Raw genomic sequence first — 20,462 nt, 5'->3', positions numbered from 1 at the left:
CTGTAGTTTAAAATATTTTGACAAGGCTGGCTCAGGCAATCGGGGTCTGCGGGCTGCTGGTCAGGCTCCGGAAGATCTCTTCCAGGCTCTGGTTTTTGCTCTGCAAAGAAACAATGTTCCAATTGTTCTGCAAAGCGAGGGTCAGCAATAGTTTTTTTAGCTCGTCGGGCTCGGAGGTTTCCAGTTCCCATTCATGGGCAGAGACGGAGACTGCCCGGGTGACGCCGGCGAGCTGTTTTAGCTGATCGGCTGTTGGGCCGCCCTCAAAGGCCACCCTGATCTTTCCGGACTGGCTGTTCTCCTGGCGGAGGCGGCTGAGCTCGGCTGTCGGCCACGAGGCGGCCACGGTTGATGATCACTACCCGGTCGCAGAGCGCCTCTACTTCCTGCAGGATATGCGAGGAGAAAAGGACCGTTTTGTCCCTCCCCAGCTGTTTGATGACGTCCCTGATCTCGATGATCTGGTTGGGGTCGAGGCCGCTGGTAGGCTCGTCCAGGATCAGCACCTCCGGATCGTGGATCAGCGCGGCGGCCAGTCCCACGCGCTGCTTGTAGCCTTTGGACAGCTGTCCAAGCTTTTTATTGCTTTCGACGGTAAGGCCTACGAGGGTGATGACGGTCTCGATCCGCTGTTTTTTGCTTTTTACCTGGTGGACATCGGCGATAAAGTCCAGATATTCCCTCACGTACATATCCGGGTACAGCGGGTTGGCTTCCGGAAGGTAGCCGATCTTCTTCTTTGTCTCGAGCGGCCTTTCCCTGACGGAGATACCGCATACAACGGCTTCACCTCCATCCTGTCCGAGGTAGCCCGTGATGATCTTCATGGTGGTGGACTTGCCCGCACCATTGGGTCCGAGAAAGCCGACGATCTCGCCTTTACCTACCGTGAAGGAGATGGAATCGACCGCCTTTTGCTCGCCATAGATTTTCGTAAGGTCCCTAACTTCAATAGACATTTAAAAAAATTACTACGCGAATTTGAGGGATCGGGAAAGATTATCAAAAAAAATAATTTTTTCCCTCCCCACCGTCTTACCATGGGCGGCGTCGGACCGCCTCGGGGCGGAAATCTTTTCCCTGGGGATTTGATGGAGTGGTTTACTTACCGTCGTCGTACTCACCTTTAACGGAATAATAGCCGAAGAGAACCAGCCCTGCGACGATCGGGATAAAGATCACGATAAATACGCTCCATTGAATTTTGGTGTTGGCCGCGGGGTTTTTGGCGATCTCAGCCGCGCCGGTACGGATCAGCCAGTAGAGAATGACAGGACCCAGGACGATCCAAACTATACCGAGGGCTCTTTTGAGTAGGTTCATACTGTAGTGATTTTTTTGTTTACGCCTCTAGTTCGCGGGGTCTGGATGGGATATAGAGAACTCCGATGATCAGACAGATCCCCGTCACCGCGATGGGGTACCAGAGTCCGACCAGTTTGTTACCGGTGGTCAGCGTGGTCAGCAGAGTCGCGATAAAAGGGGTCATACCGCCGAATATGCCGTTGCCGATATGGTAGGGCAGGGACATGGAAGTATAGCGTATCCGCGTCGGGAACAACTCGACCAGGAAGGCCGCTATCGGACCGTAGACCATCGTCACGTACAGGACCATCAGAAAGAGGATGCCCACCATTTTCCAGTAGTCGGCGTCGCCGAGGGTCCTGCTGGTGATGACGGCGGGTTTGGCAGCCGCTTTGCCGCTGGCGTAGACGGTATCTTTTTGGGTCTCCGTGATCAGAAGGCCGCCGTCGTAGTGCAGGAGTGTGGACGAAGTGCGGATCAGGTCGCGGCTGCCGGCGATGAAGGAGACGGAAGACCTGATCTCTTTCTGGTCATTCAGCGCGGTCCTCCCTTCGGTGCCGGAGATGGTCAGCAGTTGCCGGAATAAGAAAGGATAGGTCGCGATCGCCAGCAGCATGCCCGCCATCATGATCCATTTTCTTCCGACGCGGTCGCTCCAGCCGCCGAACACCACGAAGAATGGCGTGGCCAGGAGAATGGCGAAGAGAAGCATCGTCTTGGCCTGGTCGAAGTCGATCTTACAAACGGTCTCGAGAAACGACTGCGCGTAGAACTGGCTCGTATAGAAAACAACGCCACGGCCCATGGTGGCGCCGAAGAGGGCGAGCAGGACGACCTTGAGATTTGTCTTGTGCCCAAAACTTTCTTTGAGGGGTTGGCAGACAGGCGGCCTTCGGTCTTTAGCTGCTGGAATAGGGGAGACTCCTGCATCTTCAGACGGATATAGACCGAGATGGCAACCAGCAATATCGAGACGAGAAAGGGGATGCGCCAGCCCCAGCTGTTGAATTTTTCGATGCTTTTGGCTGTGTCGGGATCGAGGACGTGCCGGGTCAGCAGGATGATACCCAGGCTTACAAAAAGTCCTACCGTGGCCGTGGCCTGTATCCGAGGATGTATAAAGCCGCGCTGGTTAATGGGCGAATGTTCCGCCACGTAGGTCGCGGCGCCGCCGTATTCGCCGCCCAGCGCCAGTCCCCTGGATGAGCCGGAGAAGAAGCACCAGCAGGGGTGCCAGAAACCCGATGCTTTCGTAGCCCGGTACGAGACCGATGGCGAAGGTGGAACCCCCATCAGAATTAGCGTCAGCAGGAATGTGTATTTACGACCGATGAGATCGCCGAGACGACCGAAGACCAGCGCGCCGAAGGGACGAACGACAAAGCCGGCCGCAAAGGTCGCCAGTGTGGACAGCAGCGCGGCGGTGGGATTCGACTTCGGGAAGAACTGGCCGGCGATCACAGTGGCGAGGCTTCCGAATATGTAGAAGTCGTACCACTCTATCAGGGTACCTACGGACGAAGCGATGATGATCTTGCGGATTGCTTTTGCAGGAGCGATGGATGTGGATGACATAGACCGTTAGTGGTTGTGTTTTGTTGCGCCGGGGATAAAGTTATAATATTTTATTAGGGATTAAAGTCTATTTTTATAGCCCAAAAAAGAGCCGCAGGCTCTTTGGCCGAAGGCCCGGCATCAGCGAATTGGCGCTGCCGGGATGTATTTGGTTGAAGACCGGCGGCGCCAATTAAATCAGCGTTTTAGCCATGAATAATTATCCTTATCAGATAAGGTCCCGGGAACAGTACGATTCAGTCTATAAAAAAAGCATAGAAGATCCGGAGGGATTCTGGGCGGACGTCGCCGGCAATTTTCAGTGGCATCGCCGGTGGGATAAGGTTTTGGACTGGAATTTCAGCGAGCCCCGTATCAAATGGTTCCAGGGGGCAACTCAACATAACGGAAAACTGTCTCGACCGTCATCTGGCGGAAAGAGGCGACGAGCCGGCGATCATCTGGGAACCCAACAATCCGGAAGAAGACTTCCGTGTACTTTCCTATAAAGAGCTGCATTTTAAGGTCTGTCAGGTCGCCAATGTTCTAAAGAACAACGGGCTGAAGAAGGGCGACCGGGTATGCATCTATATGCCGATGGTTCCCGAGCTGGCCATTGCCGTGCTGGCCTGTGCGCGGCTGGGGGTCATCCACTCGGTGGTCTTTGGCGGATTTTCTGCGCAGAGCATCGCCGACCGGATACAGGACGCACAGTGCAGTCTCGTCATCACCTGCGACAGGGCCTTTCGCGGTAACAAGGAAATCCTCGCTGAAGAGCGTCATCGACGACGCACTGGTGCAGTGTCCATCCGTAAAAAAGGTCATCGTACTTACCCGTACACGCGTTCCCGTGAGCATGATAAAGGGTCGGGACGTTTGGTGGGAAGACGAGGTCCGCAAGGTGGAGACGCAGGAAACCCGGTCTGTCCCGCAGAAATAATGGATGCGGAAGACGTGCTCTTCATCCTGTACACCTCCGGATCGACGGGCAAGCCGAAAGGCGTGGTGCATACCTGCGGAGGCTATATGGTCTTTACCGCTTATAGTTTTGTCAACGTCTTTCAGTATCAGCCGGGGGATGTCTACTTCTGCACGGCGGATATCGGCTGGATCACGGGCCATAGCTATATCGTCTACGGCCCACTGGCCGCCGGCGCGACGACGCTGATGTTCGAGGGTATTCCGACCTGGCCCGACGCAGGACGTTTTTGGGACGTGGTGGACAAGTTCAAGGTAAATATCCTTTATACGGCGCCCACGGCCATCCGCAGCCTGATGGGATTTGGGCTGGACTTTGTAAAGAATAAAGACTCTGGAGTTCGCTGAAGGTCCCGGGGACCGTCGGCGAGCCGATCAATGAAGAGGCTCTGGCACTGGTACGACGAAAACATCGGCAAGAAGCGCTGCCCCATCGTGGATACATGGTGGCAGACGGAGACGGGTGGCATTCCGATCTCCAGCAGTGGCCGGGATTACGCCGGGCAAGCCTGCGCTACGCTACCCTGCTGCTGCCGGGGTCCAGCCGATGCTGGTCGACGAAAAGGGCGAGGAGTTACACGGCAACAGCATCAGCGGGAATCTTTGCATCAAATTCCCCTGGCCTTCGATCATCCGGACGACCTGGGGCGATCACGAGCGGTGTCGCCAAACCTATTTCGCGACCTATCAAAATCTTTACTTCACGGGTGACGGCGCGCTGCGGGATGAGGTGGGCAACTACCGGATCACCGGCCGTGTCGACGACGTGCTGAATGTCAGCGGTCACCGCATCGGTACGGCGGAGGTTGAGAATGCGATCAACATGCATACGGGTGTCGTGGAGAGCGCGGTGGTGGGATACCCCCACGAAATAAAGGGCAGGGGATCTATGCATACGTCGTTTTTAGCGGAGAGTCACACGGCAACGACCTGGCATCGAAGAGATATCGTACAAACGGTGGCAAGGATCATCGGTCCGATCGCCAAGCCGGACAAAATACAGTTTGTAAAAGGGCTGCCAAAGACCCGCAGCGGTAAGATCATGCGGCGCATCCTGCGCAAGATTGCGGAGGGCGAGTTGCAGAATCTGGGGGACACATCGACCCTGCTGGATCCGGCAGTGGTGGAGGAGATAAAGAACGGGCGGTTATAAACCGCGGGCCGAGCCGGGTTCCGGCGTGAACCATCCGCAAGTCCCGACGATCCCGTCGGCGTGAACCGCAGTCCCGACGATCCCGTCGGCATGAACCGCAGGCCGGCGTGAACCGATCCCAGCCTAGTGCTGTATCACAACCTTCGTACCCACCGGCGCGATCTTATACACTTCGTCCATGTCCTCACATTTCAGGGACACACATCCATTGGTCCAGTTCTGGTAGGCGTCTACTGCGTTATCGTCGTGGGCCCAGGTTCCATGGATAGCGATGCCGTCACCAATTTTTGCATTCTTCGGGATTAGTCCTTTTGATTTGCGATCATTGAACTTGGCCTGATCCGATGCGGTCGGATAGTCGAGGTCCATTATTTTGTCCCATTTTTCATGGGGACGTTTGCTAACGATATGATACGTCCCTTCGGGTGTTTTTCTGTCTCCTGCACCATCTTATCGTCGAGCGATTTATTGCCAAAAACTGCGGGGTATGTGGCGTACCACCCGTCCTTGTCATAGACCTGTAATTCGTAGTTGGATTTTACTACGAGGATGTAAACGTCCCCGTCCGGTTTGCGGTGAAAAAATCTTCGGCTGGCGGCACGATGGTGTGCGTCGCGGAAGGAGAAAAGGGTGAATACGAGCAGGCTGCCGAGGAGCAATTTTCGTGAGGTCATGGTACGTCTGTTTACTACAACTTCAACGACTGCCTCCGGCGATTATTTTTAATGTGGAAAAGTTTTAACATATGACCAGGGAATCCCGGACAAACTACCAGAACCCGTTCCGAATCTCCGCGGAGCATCTACCAAAACCCGATCCTGATCCCCGTCGTATAGGGCGTCTGATCCAATCCCTTGCTGAACATACTTTTGGTCGCCCACGAGCCGTAGAGCTTCAGGAAACCGAGCTGTAATTCCGCTATATAGGATATCTTCCAGGGCTCCATATCGAAGTCGTCGAAGGTCTTTTCCTTCCCCGTGGCCTTACTTACGAACTTCTGCCGCGAAGAATACAGCCATCCGACGCTGGCTCCCACGCTGAAGCCGTAGCCCTGCTGCCGGTGCGGCGTAAAATTGAAGTTGAGGAGGAAGGGGACGGTGAGATAGTCCGCGGCCAGCTTGTTCTTACTGTAGTGGATGGTGTCCATTACGACGCGGGTCGGATTGGTTTTGAACCGGATGTCTTCGATATAGCGGTAATTGTTGAGTTCGATACCCAGTCCGTATTTGAGATTGACGACGTGTTTGATCAGATTGAGGCGCTGCATGAACAGCCATATATTGACGTCGACGGATTTTGTACCGTGGCGCAGCTTGAACCAGTTGGCGTTGGACCCAGGGGCAAAGGTCTGAGCACCGGCCGTTGCATAGTTGGTCTTGTCGTCATAGTTGGCGATCCCGAGGTCGATGATCACCCAGTTGGTGCTGACATTGCGTGGGCTATAATCGTGGTAGTGCCTGTGCAATCTGAGATGTGGCATTTCGTCGCTGCCGCCGCCGCCACGGACGATGATGAGGCTGCCAACGCGGATGGTATCGCCCGATGACCCCTTGTTAGGACGGGCGGTATCCGTCCGGTGTCCTGTCGTGTCCGTTTGTGCCAGGCAGGAAAGGGTAAAGATCAGCCCTGCCACTGATAAGAGTGCGCGATTCATAATTGTCGTATTTTTTTCTATGAGATCAATTGACTGCCACCTGGAAGGCGCTGATGAGCACTTCCTGTCGCCCGTCGCCGTCGCGTTCCGCCGTCGAACCAAAGGTGCGGGTTACCTTTCTGAAGAACCCCCGGAGTTTGCTTTTACCCGGCGGAGCAGGCTGGTTGGCGGTGGCCAGCGCTTTTTCATCGTCTTCCCGAAGCAGGGCCTGGGTGGCAAAAGAGGATTGATCTTTGGGGATATCCACCTGCCGGGCTGCTATCGCCATACCGGTTGATTTCGCTTCTGCTGCCTGATCGGGCGGAGCCGCAGTCTCGGCGACGCCCGTCGCAGGCCGTGGTTCATGTGAGACGGGTGCTTCACGCCTCCCCTGAAGGTCACGCTGCATCTGCGGTTCACGTTGTGACCCTGGTTCACGTTTCGCTCCCGGATCCCGCCGTATTCCTGTTTCCCGCCGCAGCCCTGTTTCCGGCCGCAGCCCCGGATCCCGCCGCACCCGTGCTTCCCGCCGCGCCCCTGCTTCCTGCCGCACGCCTGCTTCCCGCATGGAACGTGTGTCCTGAATCTTCGCGATGACTTTAGGGTCATTCTGCGTCTGCGAACCACGTTGTATCTGCGGTTCACGCACCACCCCGGGGTCCTGACTATTGGCTTCACGCTGCTGCCCCCGGCCTTCTTATCTTGTAACGCTACAGCACCACCCGGAGTTACAGGATGCGCTGGTTTTTTTATCAGCAGCGGCACCGCGATCAATATAACAGCCGCCGCACCCGCCACCGCACGTAGTATTCCTGAGGGGACCGAAGGCCCGAAGGGAACGAACGGGAAGGGGCGAGGGACGACGCTCCGACGAAGTTCGATGACCCGACGGTCCTTCTCTTTCCTGTAGAGACTACTCTTATCCGGGAAAATGACCGAAATGTCGGGCTTACTAACGGTCATCAACAACTGCTGCAATTCGGCGGCATCCGACGCTCTGGCTGCGATCCGGGCTTCCGCCTGCTCTCTTTCGGCAGGGCCGAGCTCTCCGTCGATATAGGAAAGCAGATACCCGGGGTAGCCGCCAGCGCTCGTCGGCGAAGCCTCCCACAACAGGCCATCCTCTCCGATCCCCGCGACCCGGTCCTCTCCGATCCTCTCGACCCGATCCTCTCCGATCCCCTCGACCTCATCCTCTCCGATCCCCGCGATCCCATCATCTCCCGCGCGCAGCAAACCCTCCTTCCCGGGGAAGATCACCTTCTCGTCCGGGTCGACCCGGCAAAACTGCAGGGATTCCCATTCCTCCATCAGGTCGGGGTTGGCGGCAACCCATTCTTCCAAAGCACTTGCGTCGGCAGCCGAAAGCTCGTTGTCGACGTAGAGCAGAAAGAATTCCTGATAATTTTCTCTCGTGATCATGTCAGATTATATTTTCCAGGCTGACCAGATAGTTCCTTAACTGGATCCGCGCCCGGTGTAAATAAACTTTTACCTGACTCTCGTTGAGCCCGGTGATCTGTCCTATCTCATTATAGGAATAGCCCTCGTAGTCCTTCAGCAGGACCAGCGAGCGCTGCGTTTCATTCAGCCTCGACAGCGCATTTTCCAACGTTCTCTTCAACTGGTGGACCGGCCTGTCCGCAATGCGCATTTCCTCCCGAAACTCGTCGCGCAGCTGCACCCGTTTGCTCTTCCTCAAATGGTCGATCATCTGGTGATAGGCAATCGTAAAGAGATAGGACTTGCTTTTCTCCGTATCCACACTATGCCGGTTGCTCCAAAGCTTCTCGAACGACGACTGCACCACGTCCCGGGCGTCCTCCTCCTGCCGAAGGTTCTTCAGGATGAAGCGGTATACGTTGTCCGCATATTGTCGCACACATTCATTGTATTCTTTTTCTGTCATAAAGCAGGATACTGCCGCGGCCAATGGTTCACGGTAATACGATGGATAGACGGGAAAGTTACAATTCCGTGGAAAAAACGAAAAAGAGGTATTTACCTCTTGACCATCAATAAATTATGAGTAATAGACTCCCAAAGGATGTACTCGGTCTGGGCCTTCTTGCCGCATTTGTTACCGCATTCGTTGTTGGGATCGTCCTGGTGGGATGCCCGCGCACGGACATAGGAGAAAAGCATCAGGCTTACCGAGACGGCAAGTACCAGGGCTGATAGGCGTATGATGAGTTTACGTGGCATGACAGCTAGGGCTTCTCCTATTATAGCGCGAAGTTATAAATTATTTGTTACAGAAAGGCAAAAATTTAGCCGATCAACCTAACAGGTGATGGTTCAACTACTTACCTTTGGGCCCCCAAACCGGACCAGGAATCCGGTCCTCATAAAAACTCAAATTTTTTATCTATGAATTCCTCCTTTGTGAAACGCATCGCCGCCGAGCTGGAAGAGATAAAAGCCGCCGGCCTTTTCAAAACCGAACGAATCATCACCAGCGCACAGGGCGCTGAGATCGAAGTCAACGGCCGGAAAGTGCTCAATTTCTGCGCGAACAACTACCTCGGTCTTTCTTCCCACCCCAGGGTCATCGAAGCGGCGCACAAGGCGGTGGACTCGAGAGGCTACGGCATGAGCAGCGTCCGCTTCATCTGCGGAACGCAGGACATTCACAAAGAACTGGAACAAAAAATAGCCACCTTCCTCGGCACGGAAGACAGCATACTGTATGCCGCTGCGTTTGATGCTAACGGTGGTGTCTTCGAACCACTGTTCGGTGATCAGGACGCCATCATCTCCGACGAGCTGAACCACGCGTCCATCATCGACGGCGTCCGACTTTGCAAGGCACAGCGCTTCCGCTATAAACACAACAACATGTCCGACCTGGAAGAGCAGCTCAAAGCCGCCGCCGGGGCCCGCAGCCGGATCATCGTCACCGACGGTTCGTTCAGCATGGACGGCACCATCGCACAGCTGGACAAGATCTGCGACCTGGCGGATCGCTATGACGCCATCGTCATGATCGACGAGTCTCACTCCTCAGGTTTTCTGGGAAAGACGGGGCGAGGGACGCACGAGTACCGTGGCGTGATGGGACGGATCGATATCATCACCGGCACGCTGGGCAAAGCGCTCGGCGGAGCGAGCGGCGGATTTACCAGCGGAAAAAGGAGATCATCGAAATGCTGCGCCAGCGGAGCCGGCCCTATCTTTTCTCCAACAGTCTCGCGCCTTCGATAACCGGCGCATCCATCGCGGTTCTGGATATGCTGAGCGAGACCACCGAGCTGAGGGACAAACTGGAATACAACACCAAATACTTCCGGTCAAAGATGACCGCCGCCGGTTTCGATATCAAGCCCGGCGAGCACCCGATAGTCCCCATCATGCTCTACGATGCGGTAGTCGCGCAGAACTTCGCCGCTAAATTGCTGGACGAAGAGATCTATGTGATCGGGTTTTTCTTCCCCGTCGTTGCGAAGGGACAGGCACGCATCCGTGTGCAGCTCAGCGCCGGACACGAACAGCAGCACCTCGACAAGGCGATCGCGGCGTTCACCAGGGTCGGAAAGGACCTTGGTGTTCTGAAGAATTAGTGGCATCTTGTGACCCCGCCGGACAAAACCCGGTGACCCTAACCAGACCATGGAAGAGACTTTTTCCCTGGCAGGAACTGCGCCAGTTGTGGCCAGTCTGCAATGCCGGGAGACCATCCTACGCCATTGTGCGCGGACTGCCGCGACCATTTTGTCCGCTTTCCTATCCCCCACTGGGTCAGAGCGTTTGCGGGCGCTGTCGTCATTCTCGTTCTATTCTCCCTTTATACGTTTCCGAAAAACATTTCCGCGGCTATCTCGCTTGAGAAGGGAAAAAAGGCGGAGAAGGAAAAAAAGTACGTCACTGCCCAGCGGGAAATGGAAGACGTCCTTGAAAAGATCCCCCGTAATGTGGAGGCTCGCGGACATTTGATCATCGATGCGTTTTACAATCGCGACTATGATGCTATGGGTGAACAGTATGAGTATGTCCGTTATTCCGGTTTTGACGATCATGAACTGGTGGGCCAGATCGACTACGTGATGAGCAAATCTTCCCTCTTTTTTGTAGACAGCACAGATTCCTTTCCTAAATTCCGAAAGGCTCACCCGGATCTGCAGCTGTTGCCGGATACCAGCTGGAAGAATTATATGGGAAGGAATCCGCATGACATTCTTGCATTGTCGTTCTATGGGAATATTCTTTATGAATCGGGCAGGTATGAGCTTTGCGACAGCTGTATGCGCCAAATACTTCTGCTGGATAGAGAAAATGGGGGAGCCTTCGGGATGTTGAGCGCGGTCAAACGAAAGCAGCACAAGCTGGATAGCGCACTATACTACAATGAGCGGCTTCTGGCGATCAATAAAGAGCTGCCTGATGGCCTGGAATCCAAGGCAAGGACCCTCCTGCTGCTGCGGCGGGACAAGGAAGCACTTTCGCTTGCAAGGGAAGGGTATGAGCTCGGAAATAAAGACCTCTATTCGCAGACTACGCTGATCCTGGCGTATCACTTCAATGGTCTCGCTACAGACAGGGACGACCTGATCAAAAAAGCGACTATTGCCGCTGCGACTGCGGATTCATCCGATCGGGAGATCTTTCGCTACGCAATAGATGTAGTTACCAACAAAGAAAAATTCAGAGACTAGTCTTCACTACAAAAACACCCGACATGTTTATACCCGGCTTCGTCATTACATTGCTCACTTTTCCCGGCGTGATCGTACATGAGTTTGCTCACCAGCTGTTCTGCCGTTTATATAAAGTGCCCGTTTTCGAAGTGGTCTATTTTCAGCTGGGCAACCCGGCCGGCTACGTGATGCATGAGGCGGTGAAGAATAAGGCCCAGGGGGATCATGATCAGCATCGGGCCTTTCATCGTAAATACAGTGATCGGGGCATTGGTCTCAATGCCGGCTGTATTGCCGATATTTCGTTTTCATACGGCCACGCCGCTCGACTATGTGCTTATCTATCTTGGGGTGTCTATTGCGATGCACGCTTTCCCGAGCAGGGGGACGCCAATGTCATCTGGAACTCGGTTAAAGATCCGGGTACCTCACCGCTGGTCAAGTTCATTGCCTACCCGATCGTAGGATTGATCTATCTCGGTTCTCTGGGCAGCTTTTTCTGGCTGGACTTAATGTATGGCGTGGGTGTAGCTGTCGGCTTACCCAATCTGCTGATCTACATGCTCGCCTAAAGGGTGATACACGCAACCATACTGATCTCCAGATTCACGTTCTTCGGCAGCGTCTTCACCGCATAGGTCTCTCGCGCCGGGAAGTCGCCGGAAAAATATTTTCCATACACCTCGTTGACGTCGCCGAACAGCGACATGTCGCTCAGCAGGATGGTCGTCTTCACCACATGATCGAAGGTGATATGGGCGGCCGTGAGGATCGCGCGAAGGTTCTGCATGACCTGGTGGGCCTCTCCGATGATATCGGTAGCTTCGATCTTGCCCGTGGCCGGGTCGATGGCGATCTGTCCGGAAAGGAATAACAGATTGCCGGTCTGTACGGCACTGGCTGTACGGTCCGATGGGGGCGGGAGCGTTGGGCGTATTGATGATCTTTTTTCCATGGGGTAAATATATATTGCTTAAAGTTAACTTTGCCGCAAATAATTGCAACCAGATACATGACGATCGTTGTTATCTCCGCGACCGCAACAAAGAAAGCCTCCGGGCGTTGTACCCCGCCCCGAACAATCAACTGATCGGCGTAAAGACCGTAGACCAGGCAAAAGGCCATCCAGATGCGGAGCTATACATCGACCTGGACTTTACCAACGACACGGCCCGCATACTATCACTGAGCGGCCTGCTGCCAAAACCGGTAATAGTAAACGCAGTGACCGAAACGCTTGAGCAGCTGGGGTATCCATTTACGCGGATCAACGGCTGGCCGGGCTTTCCCGAACGGTCCGTCCACGAGCTGGTCACAAACAAACCCGACCAGATAAAAGAGCTCTACACGCAACTGGGGCGCGAATACCAAATCGTGCCGGACACGCCAGGTATGATCGGCGCACGCATACTCGCGACGATCATCAACGAGGCCTGGTATACATGGGAAGAAGAGGTCAGCACAAAGGAAGAGATCGACACCGCGATGAAGTTGGGAACCAATTATCCGATGGGTCCGTTCGAATGGGGACAGCGGATCGGGCTGGATAAGATCGCAGGGCTGCTGACCGTTCTGGGCAGGGAAAACGAGCGATATACCCCTTCCGAACGGCTCCTTGAGGCGGCTAAATCGTTAAAATATGATTAAAATTATAAATGTAAGAAGGTGATAACATGGCATTGATACTGAATATTGACACGGCGACGGAAGAGGCGGGAATTTGCCTGGCGAAAGACGGAAAGACCCTTGCGCTGGCGGAGAACAAAGAGCAAAAAGACCATGCGTCCTGGCTGCATCCGGCCATCGAAAAAATGCTCGCAGAAACAGGCTACGGGCTATCCGACCTGCAGGCCATAGCTGTCGTCTCGGGGCCAGGATCCTATACGGGCCTGCGAGTGGGAATGGCCGCTGCCAAAGGGTTTTGCTATGCTCTCAACCTGCCCCTGCTCACAGAGGACAAGCTAAAAATGATGGCATTTGCCGCTAGCGAGCAGTGTCCGGATGCGGACCTTTTATGCCCCATGCTGGACGCCCGCCGCATGGAGGTTTTCACCGCCGTATATCAAAAAGACCTGTCCGTCCTTCTTCCTTCCACAGCAATGATAATGGACCAAAATCCGTTCACCGGCTACCTGACAACTCGTCGTATGTCGTTCTTTGGCTCTGGTGCCGATAAGTGTAAACCCATAATATCCTCAGCCAATGCGAGTTTCATTCAGGTCAAGGATCATGCCGGGTATCTGGGTATCTTATCTTTTTTACGATATTTGCGAAAGGAATTCACCGGTCTGGCTTACAGTGAGCCCGTTTATACCAAAGAATTCTACACTCATACAAGAAAATGACTATATCATCATATTAGCAAAATTTGCTCACTTTTTTTCAAATAGTGATTATAAATTTGCTCTAACCTGTCACGTATCTTCTTGAAATCCTTAAAACGGTAATCGCTCATGAGCTTAACGATGAACAATAATAGCTATTGGATGGTAGTAAACGCAGAGGGCTCCGAAGGCGCCCCTGTGAAGGTTGATTTTTTGAATCTTAAGAAAGGCGCACTGATCCTGAGAGCACTGAATCACAAACTTCGTCAGCAGATCATCCGTCTGCTGGATGAGAATAAGAAACTCACGGTAACTGAGATCTACGTACATCTTCGCCTCGAACAGTCCGTCGCTTCACAGCATTTGGCTATCCTGCGGCGAGCTGGAATTGTAAAGACCCAGCGCGACGGAAAATTTATTTACTACATCATCAACCATGATCGCCTCAGCGAGATCATGAAATGTGTCGACGAGCTGATCGACTAATTGATAATTGATTGATCCATTTGTCGGCATGCTGACGAAGACCGGTCGGGAATAATGACTACCTTGCACAAAATGCAAGGCAATGTTCATTAAGCAATTATATACCGGCTGTCTCAGCGAAGCAGCATATTATATTGAAAGTGAAGGGGAAGCGGCTATCATCGACCCCCTCCGCGACATCGACGCGTATACCGCTCTGGCAAAGGAGAGGGGCGCGTCGATCAAGTATATTTTTGAAACTCACTTTCACGCAGATTTCGTCAGCGGCCATCTCGATCTGGCGAAGGCAACCGGTGCGCCGATAGTTTATGGTCCGAAGACGGAGACGAATTTTCCAATACACAAGGCGGAGGATGGCGAGAAATTCCGGCTGGGTGAAAGCACTATCGAGGTCCTGCATACACCGGGCCATACGGTAGAGTCTTCCTGCTATCTCGTGCGCTCAGCAGACGGGAAGCCCGAGGCCCTGTTCACGGGCGATACGCTCTTCGTAGGGGACGTCGGCCGTCCCGACCTCAGCAGCGGTAACCTCAGCCGGGAAGAACTGGCGAGCATGCTCTATGATTCCTTACATTCCAAAATACTTCCCCTCCCTAACGACCTGGTCGTCTATCCCGCGCACGGCCCCGGCAGCAGCTGCGGCAAAAATCTCGGTCCGAGTACGTTCAGCACGCTCGGCCAGGAGAAGGAAACCAACTACGCACTGAAAGAACAGACCCGCGAAGAGTTCGTAAAGGCCGTGACCGACGGTCTGGACGCGCCACCAAGCTACTTTTCTATCAATGCCCGTATCAATAAAGAAGGATACGAAAGCCTCGAAGGCGTGCTCGAGGCGGGGATGCAACCATTGAATATTGCATCGCTGAAAGAGCTGATCGACAACGGTGCCATCCTGCTCGATACCCGCAAGCCCGAGTCTTTTGTTTTGGGTTTTGTTCCCGGGTCGATCGGCATCGGTCTCAACGGACGGTTTGCGGAATGGGCCGGCAGTCTCCTGCCTTTCGACAAGCCCATCGTCCTGGTGACCGCCCCCGGCGAAGAGAGGAAAGCGTGATCCGCCTGGCACGCGTTGGCTTTGACAAGATGAAAGGCTATCTGGAAGGAAGCTATGAAGCCTGGCTGACCGCCGGCGAGCCCATCGATATGATCATCGACGTCGAACCCGACGAGCTGGCGATGGATATACCCTTTGATAAAAATCTCGTCGTACTCGACGTTAGGCGCGAAACAGAATTCGCGGACGGACACGTAAAAGACGCCCTCAATATTCCTCTTCAGGACCTCACCGATCCCGGCAATATGGCCAACCTCGAGGAGAACTACAATATATACGTCCACTGCGGCGGCGGCTATCGCAGCGTCATCGCAGCGTCTATGCTCAAACGGCAGGGAATTCACAACCTGAGGAATGTCACCGGAGGATGGGGAAAGATCAAAGACCAGAAAGGCATAGAGACCGTAAAAGAAAAAGTATACTGAACTAACCCCCAACGGTAACCGCCGCCCGACCCCGGGGTCTCTGGCCCCGCCCGACAACCCCGTCACCGCTTGACCAGACTCGGCTTGCGTAGCCTCATCGGCTCCGCCTGGCTCTCCCGGGCGAGCGTACCGATGGTGTCGAGATTGACGATGCCGTTGCGGACGGCGTACATGGCGAGCCCAACCCTCGTCTTCACGTTCAACTTTTCGAATAGAGCATCCCGGTAGCCGTCGATGGTCCGGGGACTGAGATACATCCGGTCGGCGATCTCCTTGTACGTCCATTCCGTGCAGACCAGCTTCATAAATTCAAGCTCGCGCTCGTTGAGCGTCATCAGGTGGTGCACGCGGTGCTCCGGCTCGTCCATATGGCTGACCGTATGTATGAGCTTGCCGGTGACGAGGTCTGAATAGTAGTACCCTTTTTCTATAATGGATTCCAACGCCAGCCTGAGCTCGCCCGGGTCGATGTCCTTCAGGATATAACCCTTGGCGCCGTTCTTCAGCATGCGTACAATGGCACTGTCGGTATCGTACATGGATAGCGCCAGAACCCTGATCTCGGGATAGTGGCGTTTGAGCCAGCAGGCGGTCTCATAACCGTCCATTTCCGGCATATTGATGTCGAGGAGGATAACGTCGGGGCGGCGAAAGTTCTTGAGTTGTCTGATGAGGTCCTTGCCTCCACCAGCTTCGAAAAGTACATCGTATTGTCCAAAACTGCGGATCAGCGCGGCAAGCCCGTTGCGAAGTAGGACGTGGTCGTCGACCAGCACGACTCCAGGTTTAATAGGTATCATCTGATGAGGTTTGGGGTTATGTAACTACCAGGGACGATCAATGTTAACTATTGTCCTTAGGACAGGCCCTTCCGGGGCCTTGGAAGAGTAACGGCTTATGCGAGTAAGATCCAAAAAGTAACGGATAGGAGGAGGCGTCTTTCGGGTTATAGTAAATGTATTACAATTTTCCCGAAAGCCATAAATCAGTATACTTTTTAATGGGATTCTTCTATCCACAGCGAGGCATATTCGTCCTTCCAGACTCTCTTCCACCGTTTGTGACTCCACAGGTAAGAATCAGGCTGCCGGCGAATGGCGTCTTCGAGCATATCCCGGTAGCGCCGGGTCAGCTCTCCTTCCGGCAGGCTGGCGGGCTGGTCGGAAATAGTCGTCAACTCCGCCCTGTAGTGGCCCCGCGAAGCCTTGTATATCCCTTACGAATACCGCCGGGATGTTTGCGATACGCGCTCCCCGCTCGGGCGTCTTGAAGAAAGGCGTAGGCTGACCGAAGAAATTCAGCCAGTATGAGCGGTCCGGCCCCGCCGGTGCCTGATCCGCAACGAGAGTGATCAGGTATTGTTTCTTTCTGTAGGGAAGGACAGCCCGTTGCATATTGGTCGCGGGCAGCAGGACAGTGCCGAACCGGCCGCGGAGATGGAGGAACAGCCGGTTAAACGCTTTATTATCCAGCGGCATATAGATCACGATAAAAGTAAAGCGCGTCCAGAGCGGCATCGCGGCGCCGGGTATTTCCCAGTTGAACAGATGACCCAGGTGCAGCTGTACCTTCTGCCCCTTCTCATAGTACTGTTCCAGGACCCCGGGGTTATCGAGGACAAAATGTTCGCGCAGATATTCCGGGCTGGCGGAAAGCAACTTCATGGTCTCCATGAAGCTGTCGGTGAAATTGCGATAGAACGATTTTGCAATCGCCGCACGTTCGCGGTCGGTCTTTTCGGGAAACGCGATTGTTAGATTGGTCATGACCACGCCCCGCCGGTATCGGAATACGCCATACAGCAGCAGCGCAAGCACATCCGACAGGCCGTAGAGCAGCCACATCGGCAGCAGCGAGGCGAGGGTATAATAAAGGGTAGATCAAATAATACATAATACCCGTCAGTTGATCCGGTTTTTCAGTTGATCCAGTTTTTTGCTTCCTGCTCGACATGATGCAGGTCGATCTTTACATGAAATTTGTTTCGAAGATGTCTTGCCAGGGCGTCGGCGGCATATACACTGCGGTGCTGTCCGCCGGTGCAGCCGAAATTGACCGACAGACTGTCAAAACCTCTTTTGATATAGTCTTCCACGGAGATGTCGACGATATTGTAAATGCTGTTGAGGTATTCGGGCATGCGGGTCTGCTGCTCGAGAAAGTCCTTCACTTCCTTGTCGCGGCCGGTCTGCGTCTTGAATTCCGTGATCCGGCCGGGGTTGAGGATGCCGCGGCAGTCGAATACGAAGCCGCCGCCGTTGCCGCTATGGTCTTCGGGTATCTGTTTGCGATAGGAAAAACTTTTGATGTGCACGACCAGCGGAGTTCCCTCGTCGGCCTGTACCGGCTCAAATCTGTTGATGACTTCCTCGTGCACCATCAGTCCGAGCAGCCGCTCGAATTCCGGGAGCACGATACCCACCTGCTTGTTGCTCATGAACCACTGAAGTTGCGCAGCGCCAGCGGAATGCTGATCAAAAAATGGGCCTTCCTTTCAAAGAGCCCGCGAAAACCGTACGCGCCCAGTACCTGCAGCAGGCGTATCAGTACATAGCCGTTGTACTGACTGATAAATCTGGTCCTGTCGATCGTCTTGTCGAGGATGGTCTCCACCCTGTCCATATAGTATTCCAGCAGTCCGTCCTTCCATTCGATGGGAAGCTCCGCCTTGGCCTGCCATAGCAGAGAGGCAACGTCGTACTGCAGCGCGCCTTTCATCCCGCCCTGGTAGTCGATGAAATGCGGCTTCCCGTCGCGGATCATGATATTCCGGCTCTGGAAGTCCCGGAACATAAAATATTTATGGTCCACATGGGTGAGATAGGTGCTCAGCGCTTCAAAATCGTCGATCAGCCTTTCCTTGTCATAGGGGATCTGCAGGGTGTCGAGGAAATAGTATTTAAAATAGAGCAGGTCACTGAGGATAGCCTGCTTTCCGAACTCCTTGCTGGTGATGGCCCAGTTATAGTCCAGCTCGTGGTCTCCGCGGATCTGCAGACGCGCCAGCTCGTCCAGGCTATTTTGAAAAAGGGAGTAGACGGAGTCGTTGCGCCCCTGCTTTTCCAGCTCATTAAGGAGAGAGACGTCTCCGAAGTCTTCCTGAATATAGATGGTCTCCTCTTCGTTGACGGCCGGGACTTCCGGGACAGGACTGCCCGCGCGGCGGAAATGGCGGGAATAGTAGAAGAGCGTGCGGTTCTCCCGAACATTGTCATTGTAGGTAGCGATATACGAGCCGCCCGCGGTATGGACCCGGAAATAGATACGGTTGCTGCCCGACTGGGGAAGCTTGTCGATCGACGTAATGACTACCGCGGCGTTGTAGGAGGCGAATAGCATCCTGATGCTGTCTAGAATGGATTGCATGGCCGGCAAAGATACTGGAAAACGGGGTAACTAGGGAGTCACGCCGGAGCCTCCGGACCCGCCCACGCGCTTGTTCTCCTCCTCTGCTCCCAGCTGGTGTTTGCGCGCAGCCTTCACCTGCTTGTTGCCGAGGCGCCAGGTGAAATACAGCTTGCAGCTGGCGGCTCTCAGTACCCTCCGGGTGGTCCGTATATACTCGCCCGGCGAAATCGCTGGTGGCCGTCCAGTGCAGGGTCCTGAAGATATCCGTGACCGAGGCCTTCAGCGTGGCGTTCCCTTTCAGGATGGTCTTTGCAGACCGGCGTCGAGGCTCTCACGATGGACCGGCTCCGGAGGGTGGCCTGCCAGATATTGGGGGAGACAAAGCTACCCGGTCAGCTTGAGTCGTCCACCCCTTGCCAAAACTATAGCTGTGCTGGCTGTAGATCGTCGTATTGAAGACGTTCAGGTCGATGACCCGGCCAACACCGAAATCCGCCCTGTTTAAAAGAATACGACGCGTTGATATTGAAAAAGGCGCTGTCACCGCCGGTACTGAAAGGGATAGCTGATGTTCAGGCTTGTGATGTCCTGGGTGGCCAGGTTCTTCTTATAAACGATCGCCTTCGACTGCTGGGTCGTGTCAACGAGGGTCGTGGACAGGTCTTTGATATGGCTATAGTTCAGGGTCGCGGTCAGTTTGTAATTATACATAAAGGTTAGACCGGCGCTGTGCGTATACTGTGGTCGCAGCAGCGTATTCCCCTTTGAGAAGGTGTAGTCATCCAGCTTGAACTCGAAAGGGTTCAGGTCCTGGTAAGCCGGGCGGTCGATCCTGCGGCTGTAATTGAGGGTCCACTGTTTCGCCGGGTTCCTGTTCCGAGGTGACGGAGGCGCTTGGGAACAGATCGGTATAGTGGCGCGTAAAAGTCGAATCGTCGGAAACGCCTTTCGAGTTGGTGTTCTCTGCCCTGAGGCCGCCCTGCAGTATCCAGCCTTTCAGGCTTCGGGTATAGCTGGCGTAGACGGCGTTGATGTTCTCCTTCATAGCTGAAATTGTTGCTGCTCTGCGTGTCGAGGATCCTCGACTGGCCGAGATCGTACTCACGGAAGTCGTTGGCCGTGGTGACATACGAGGGACTTCCCGCCCAGTGCCGAGCTTCCCTTTCAGAAAATTCTGCTCATAGTCAAGCCTTAAACTATAGATATGGATATCCGTCGGCGACAGAATATTGTAATTATGGCTGTACAGGAGATTCTTGCCGGTCGAGTCGAAATAGTTATTAGGCTGCTGCTGGTCGCTGCGGAGGCGGTAGTATCCATAGTCGGCGTTGATATTCAGCTCGTGGCCGCTGGTATCGGCCATCCGGTAGCTGCCGTTGACATTTATGTTGTCGTTGCGGCCCTCGGTATGGTTGTCGGCGTGCAGCACCCGGTCCGTCTCATTGGTCGGGATAAAGACGATCGGCGTCGCGCTGTTGCTGCGATAGCCATAGCCGGCAAAGACCCCGGTGACGACGAAGCCAATGGTGTTCTGCCTGTCGATAAAATAGTCCATCCCCAGCTTGTAA

The 20,462-nt window shown here is 54.3% G+C and carries 29 protein-coding genes and 2 pseudogenes; 11 read left to right on the top strand and 20 right to left on the bottom strand.

What is annotated here, in order from left to right:
• Positions 1–31 precede the first annotated feature (31 nt).
• The 5 genes from ACQ86N_RS43240 to ACQ86N_RS43220 all read right to left on the bottom strand — a co-directional run bounded on the left by ACQ86N_RS43240 (position 32) and on the right by ACQ86N_RS43220 (position 2,880).
• Positions 32–274, bottom strand: a complete 243-nt coding sequence (locus ACQ86N_RS43240) for a DUF4162 domain-containing protein (RefSeq protein ID WP_431212453.1) — start codon at positions 272–274, stop codon at positions 32–34.
• A complete protein-coding gene (locus tag ACQ86N_RS43235; protein WP_431212452.1) occupies positions 264–959 on the bottom strand; it encodes an ATP-binding cassette domain-containing protein in 696 nt (231 codons plus the stop codon). The genes ACQ86N_RS43240 and ACQ86N_RS43235 overlap by 11 nt, the downstream gene beginning before the upstream one ends.
• A 142-nt stretch (positions 960–1,101) precedes the next feature.
• Entirely contained in the window at positions 1,102–1,323 is a 222-nt protein-coding gene (locus tag ACQ86N_RS43230) for a DUF6814 family protein (protein ID WP_431212451.1), read from the bottom strand.
• A 19-nt stretch (positions 1,324–1,342) separates the two neighbouring features.
• Positions 1,343–1,933, bottom strand: coding sequence for a hypothetical protein (locus ACQ86N_RS43225; protein WP_431212450.1), 591 nt, complete (start codon positions 1,931–1,933; stop codon positions 1,343–1,345).
• Complete coding sequence (locus tag ACQ86N_RS43220) at positions 1,930–2,880, bottom strand: MFS transporter (protein WP_431212449.1); 951 nt, start codon at positions 2,878–2,880, stop codon at positions 1,930–1,932. The genes ACQ86N_RS43225 and ACQ86N_RS43220 overlap by 4 nt, the downstream gene beginning before the upstream one ends.
• A 191-nt stretch (positions 2,881–3,071) precedes the next feature.
• On the opposite strand from ACQ86N_RS43220, the gene ACQ86N_RS43215 reads away from it, so the two are divergent.
• From ACQ86N_RS43215 to ACQ86N_RS43205, 3 genes are all read left to right on the top strand, one after another.
• Complete coding sequence (locus ACQ86N_RS43215) at positions 3,072–3,368, top strand: acetyl-coenzyme A synthetase N-terminal domain-containing protein (RefSeq protein ID WP_431212448.1); 297 nt, start codon at positions 3,072–3,074, stop codon at positions 3,366–3,368.
• Complete coding sequence (locus ACQ86N_RS43210; RefSeq protein WP_431217834.1) at positions 3,262–4,185, top strand: AMP-binding protein; 924 nt, start codon at positions 3,262–3,264, stop codon at positions 4,183–4,185. Before ACQ86N_RS43215 ends, ACQ86N_RS43210 begins: the two co-directional genes overlap by 107 nt.
• Positions 4,186–4,321: 136 nt before the next feature.
• Positions 4,322–4,990: an AMP-binding enzyme gene (locus tag ACQ86N_RS43205; protein WP_431212447.1), complete on the top strand. Its 669-nt coding sequence runs from the start codon at positions 4,322–4,324 to the stop codon at positions 4,988–4,990.
• 123 nt (positions 4,991–5,113) lie between these two features.
• Here ACQ86N_RS43205 and ACQ86N_RS43200 read toward each other — a convergent pair whose 3' ends face one another.
• The 7 genes from ACQ86N_RS43200 to ACQ86N_RS43170 all read right to left on the bottom strand — a co-directional run bounded on the left by ACQ86N_RS43200 (position 5,114) and on the right by ACQ86N_RS43170 (position 8,828).
• Entirely contained in the window at positions 5,114–5,398 is a 285-nt protein-coding gene (locus tag ACQ86N_RS43200; RefSeq protein ID WP_431217833.1) for a L,D-transpeptidase family protein, read from the bottom strand.
• Entirely contained in the window at positions 5,359–5,664 is a 306-nt protein-coding gene (locus ACQ86N_RS43195; protein ID WP_431212446.1) for a hypothetical protein, read from the bottom strand. The genes ACQ86N_RS43200 and ACQ86N_RS43195 overlap by 40 nt, the downstream gene beginning before the upstream one ends.
• 128 nt (positions 5,665–5,792) lie before the next feature.
• The gene (locus ACQ86N_RS43190) at positions 5,793–6,644 is read right to left on the bottom strand and encodes an outer membrane beta-barrel protein (RefSeq protein ID WP_431212445.1); all 852 of its coding nucleotides are present in this window, start codon (positions 6,642–6,644) and stop codon (positions 5,793–5,795) included.
• A 25-nt stretch (positions 6,645–6,669) separates the two neighbouring features.
• The gene (locus ACQ86N_RS43185; RefSeq protein WP_431212444.1) at positions 6,670–6,912 is read right to left on the bottom strand and encodes a hypothetical protein; all 243 of its coding nucleotides are present in this window, start codon (positions 6,910–6,912) and stop codon (positions 6,670–6,672) included.
• On the bottom strand, positions 6,903–8,045 hold the full coding sequence (locus ACQ86N_RS43180) for a hypothetical protein (RefSeq protein WP_431212443.1): 1,143 nt from the start codon (positions 8,043–8,045) through the stop codon (positions 6,903–6,905). The genes ACQ86N_RS43185 and ACQ86N_RS43180 overlap by 10 nt, the downstream gene beginning before the upstream one ends.
• 1 nt (position 8,046) lies before the next feature.
• Positions 8,047–8,505, bottom strand: a complete 459-nt coding sequence (locus ACQ86N_RS43175) for an RNA polymerase sigma factor (protein ID WP_431212442.1) — start codon at positions 8,503–8,505, stop codon at positions 8,047–8,049.
• Positions 8,506–8,624: 119 nt separating this feature from the next.
• Complete coding sequence (locus ACQ86N_RS43170; protein WP_431212441.1) at positions 8,625–8,828, bottom strand: hypothetical protein; 204 nt, start codon at positions 8,826–8,828, stop codon at positions 8,625–8,627.
• Positions 8,829–8,993: 165 nt separating this feature from the next.
• Here ACQ86N_RS43170 and kbl point away from each other — a divergent pair.
• From kbl to ACQ86N_RS43155, 3 genes and pseudogenes are all read left to right on the top strand, one after another.
• Positions 8,994–10,183 (top strand): annotated as a pseudogene (gene kbl / locus ACQ86N_RS43165) (glycine C-acetyltransferase).
• 126 nt (positions 10,184–10,309) lie between these two features.
• Complete coding sequence (locus tag ACQ86N_RS43160) at positions 10,310–11,275, top strand: tetratricopeptide repeat protein (RefSeq protein WP_431212440.1); 966 nt, start codon at positions 10,310–10,312, stop codon at positions 11,273–11,275.
• 23 nt (positions 11,276–11,298) lie between these two features.
• Positions 11,299–11,829, top strand: a complete 531-nt coding sequence (locus ACQ86N_RS43155) for a DUF3267 domain-containing protein (protein WP_431212439.1) — start codon at positions 11,299–11,301, stop codon at positions 11,827–11,829.
• On the opposite strand, the gene ACQ86N_RS43150 is transcribed toward ACQ86N_RS43155, so the two are convergent.
• The gene (locus tag ACQ86N_RS43150; protein ID WP_431212438.1) at positions 11,826–12,212 is read right to left on the bottom strand and encodes a Rid family detoxifying hydrolase; all 387 of its coding nucleotides are present in this window, start codon (positions 12,210–12,212) and stop codon (positions 11,826–11,828) included. The two genes, ACQ86N_RS43155 and ACQ86N_RS43150, sit on opposite strands and share 4 nt — an antisense overlap.
• 14 nt (positions 12,213–12,226) lie before the next feature.
• Between ACQ86N_RS43150 and ACQ86N_RS43145 the strand changes: the two genes are divergently transcribed.
• The 5 genes from ACQ86N_RS43145 (at position 12,227) to ACQ86N_RS43125 (ending at position 15,546) form a co-directional block, all read left to right on the top strand.
• Positions 12,227–12,904 (top strand): 3-hydroxyacyl-CoA dehydrogenase family protein, encoded by a 678-nt coding sequence (locus ACQ86N_RS43145; protein WP_431212437.1) that lies wholly within the window; start codon positions 12,227–12,229, stop codon positions 12,902–12,904.
• 26 nt (positions 12,905–12,930) lie between these two features.
• Positions 12,931–13,602, top strand: coding sequence for a tRNA (adenosine(37)-N6)-threonylcarbamoyltransferase complex dimerization subunit type 1 TsaB (tsaB, locus tag ACQ86N_RS43140; protein WP_431212436.1), 672 nt, complete (start codon positions 12,931–12,933; stop codon positions 13,600–13,602).
• A 108-nt stretch (positions 13,603–13,710) separates the two neighbouring features.
• Complete coding sequence (locus tag ACQ86N_RS43135; protein ID WP_331579425.1) at positions 13,711–14,067, top strand: ArsR/SmtB family transcription factor; 357 nt, start codon at positions 13,711–13,713, stop codon at positions 14,065–14,067.
• An 82-nt stretch (positions 14,068–14,149) separates the two neighbouring features.
• Positions 14,150–15,121: an MBL fold metallo-hydrolase gene (locus tag ACQ86N_RS43130; protein ID WP_431212435.1), complete on the top strand. Its 972-nt coding sequence runs from the start codon at positions 14,150–14,152 to the stop codon at positions 15,119–15,121.
• The gene (locus ACQ86N_RS43125; protein ID WP_431212434.1) at positions 15,118–15,546 is read left to right on the top strand and encodes a rhodanese-like domain-containing protein; all 429 of its coding nucleotides are present in this window, start codon (positions 15,118–15,120) and stop codon (positions 15,544–15,546) included. Before ACQ86N_RS43130 ends, ACQ86N_RS43125 begins: the two co-directional genes overlap by 4 nt.
• A 62-nt stretch (positions 15,547–15,608) precedes the next feature.
• Here ACQ86N_RS43125 and ACQ86N_RS43120 read toward each other — a convergent pair whose 3' ends face one another.
• From ACQ86N_RS43120 to ACQ86N_RS43090, 7 genes and pseudogenes are all read right to left on the bottom strand, one after another.
• The gene (locus ACQ86N_RS43120; protein ID WP_431212433.1) at positions 15,609–16,346 is read right to left on the bottom strand and encodes a response regulator; all 738 of its coding nucleotides are present in this window, start codon (positions 16,344–16,346) and stop codon (positions 15,609–15,611) included.
• Between the two features lie 197 nt (positions 16,347–16,543).
• Positions 16,544–16,723, bottom strand: coding sequence for a hypothetical protein (locus ACQ86N_RS43115; RefSeq protein ID WP_431212432.1), 180 nt, complete (start codon positions 16,721–16,723; stop codon positions 16,544–16,546).
• A 154-nt stretch (positions 16,724–16,877) separates the two neighbouring features.
• A pseudogene (locus ACQ86N_RS43110) lies at positions 16,878–17,390 on the bottom strand (lysophospholipid acyltransferase family protein); the annotation flags it as partial.
• Positions 17,391–17,464: 74 nt separating this feature from the next.
• Complete coding sequence (locus tag ACQ86N_RS43105) at positions 17,465–17,983, bottom strand: RapZ C-terminal domain-containing protein (RefSeq protein ID WP_431212431.1); 519 nt, start codon at positions 17,981–17,983, stop codon at positions 17,465–17,467.
• Positions 17,980–18,912: an aminoglycoside phosphotransferase family protein gene (locus ACQ86N_RS43100; RefSeq protein WP_431212430.1), complete on the bottom strand. Its 933-nt coding sequence runs from the start codon at positions 18,910–18,912 to the stop codon at positions 17,980–17,982. The genes ACQ86N_RS43105 and ACQ86N_RS43100 overlap by 4 nt, the downstream gene beginning before the upstream one ends.
• 522 nt (positions 18,913–19,434) lie before the next feature.
• Entirely contained in the window at positions 19,435–19,725 is a 291-nt protein-coding gene (locus ACQ86N_RS43095; RefSeq protein WP_431217832.1) for an outer membrane beta-barrel protein, read from the bottom strand.
• Complete coding sequence (locus tag ACQ86N_RS43090) at positions 19,673–20,449, bottom strand: outer membrane beta-barrel protein (protein WP_431212429.1); 777 nt, start codon at positions 20,447–20,449, stop codon at positions 19,673–19,675. Before ACQ86N_RS43090 ends, ACQ86N_RS43095 begins: the two co-directional genes overlap by 53 nt.
• Positions 20,450–20,462 lie beyond the last annotated feature (13 nt).

It is taken from the genome of Puia sp. P3 (assembly GCF_050632245.1).
Taxonomy (GTDB): Bacteria; Bacteroidota; Bacteroidia; order Chitinophagales; family Chitinophagaceae; genus Puia.
This window is presented reverse-complemented; position numbering and strand designations above follow the sequence as displayed.

Excerpts from the sequence above, each read along its gene's own strand:
- ACQ86N_RS43120 (WP_431212433.1), bottom strand. The coding sequence starts at position 16,346 with ATGATACCTATTAAACCTGGAGTCGTGCTGGTCGACGACCACGTCCTA.
- ACQ86N_RS43105 (WP_431212431.1), bottom strand. The coding sequence starts at position 17,983 with ATGAGCAACAAGCAGGTGGGTATCGTGCTCCCGGAATTCGAGCGGCTG.
- ACQ86N_RS43235 (WP_431212452.1), bottom strand. The coding sequence starts at position 959 with ATGTCTATTGAAGTTAGGGACCTTACGAAAATCTATGGCGAGCAAAAG.
- ACQ86N_RS43170 (WP_431212441.1), bottom strand. The coding sequence starts at position 8,828 with ATGCCACGTAAACTCATCATACGCCTATCAGCCCTGGTACTTGCCGTC.
- ACQ86N_RS43190 (WP_431212445.1), bottom strand. The coding sequence starts at position 6,644 with ATGAATCGCGCACTCTTATCAGTGGCAGGGCTGATCTTTACCCTTTCC.
- ACQ86N_RS43130 (WP_431212435.1), top strand. The coding sequence starts at position 14,150 with ATGTTCATTAAGCAATTATATACCGGCTGTCTCAGCGAAGCAGCATAT.
- ACQ86N_RS43150 (WP_431212438.1), bottom strand. The coding sequence starts at position 12,212 with ATGGAAAAAAGATCATCAATACGCCCAACGCTCCCGCCCCCATCGGAC.
- ACQ86N_RS43185 (WP_431212444.1), bottom strand. The coding sequence starts at position 6,912 with ATGGCGATAGCAGCCCGGCAGGTGGATATCCCCAAAGATCAATCCTCT.
- ACQ86N_RS43195 (WP_431212446.1), bottom strand. The coding sequence starts at position 5,664 with ATGACCTCACGAAAATTGCTCCTCGGCAGCCTGCTCGTATTCACCCTT.
- ACQ86N_RS43090 (WP_431212429.1), bottom strand. The coding sequence starts at position 20,449 with ATGGACTATTTTATCGACAGGCAGAACACCATTGGCTTCGTCGTCACC.
- ACQ86N_RS43155 (WP_431212439.1), top strand. The coding sequence starts at position 11,299 with ATGTTTATACCCGGCTTCGTCATTACATTGCTCACTTTTCCCGGCGTG.
- ACQ86N_RS43215 (WP_431212448.1), top strand. The coding sequence starts at position 3,072 with ATGAATAATTATCCTTATCAGATAAGGTCCCGGGAACAGTACGATTCA.
- ACQ86N_RS43100 (WP_431212430.1), bottom strand. The coding sequence starts at position 18,912 with ATGCAATCCATTCTAGACAGCATCAGGATGCTATTCGCCTCCTACAAC.
- ACQ86N_RS43180 (WP_431212443.1), bottom strand. The coding sequence starts at position 8,045 with ATGATCACGAGAGAAAATTATCAGGAATTCTTTCTGCTCTACGTCGAC.
- ACQ86N_RS43220 (WP_431212449.1), bottom strand. The coding sequence starts at position 2,880 with ATGTCATCCACATCCATCGCTCCTGCAAAAGCAATCCGCAAGATCATC.
- tsaB (WP_431212436.1), top strand. The coding sequence starts at position 12,931 with ATGGCATTGATACTGAATATTGACACGGCGACGGAAGAGGCGGGAATT.
- ACQ86N_RS43135 (WP_331579425.1), top strand. The coding sequence starts at position 13,711 with ATGAGCTTAACGATGAACAATAATAGCTATTGGATGGTAGTAAACGCA.
- ACQ86N_RS43225 (WP_431212450.1), bottom strand. The coding sequence starts at position 1,933 with ATGATGGCGGGCATGCTGCTGGCGATCGCGACCTATCCTTTCTTATTC.
- ACQ86N_RS43230 (WP_431212451.1), bottom strand. The coding sequence starts at position 1,323 with ATGAACCTACTCAAAAGAGCCCTCGGTATAGTTTGGATCGTCCTGGGT.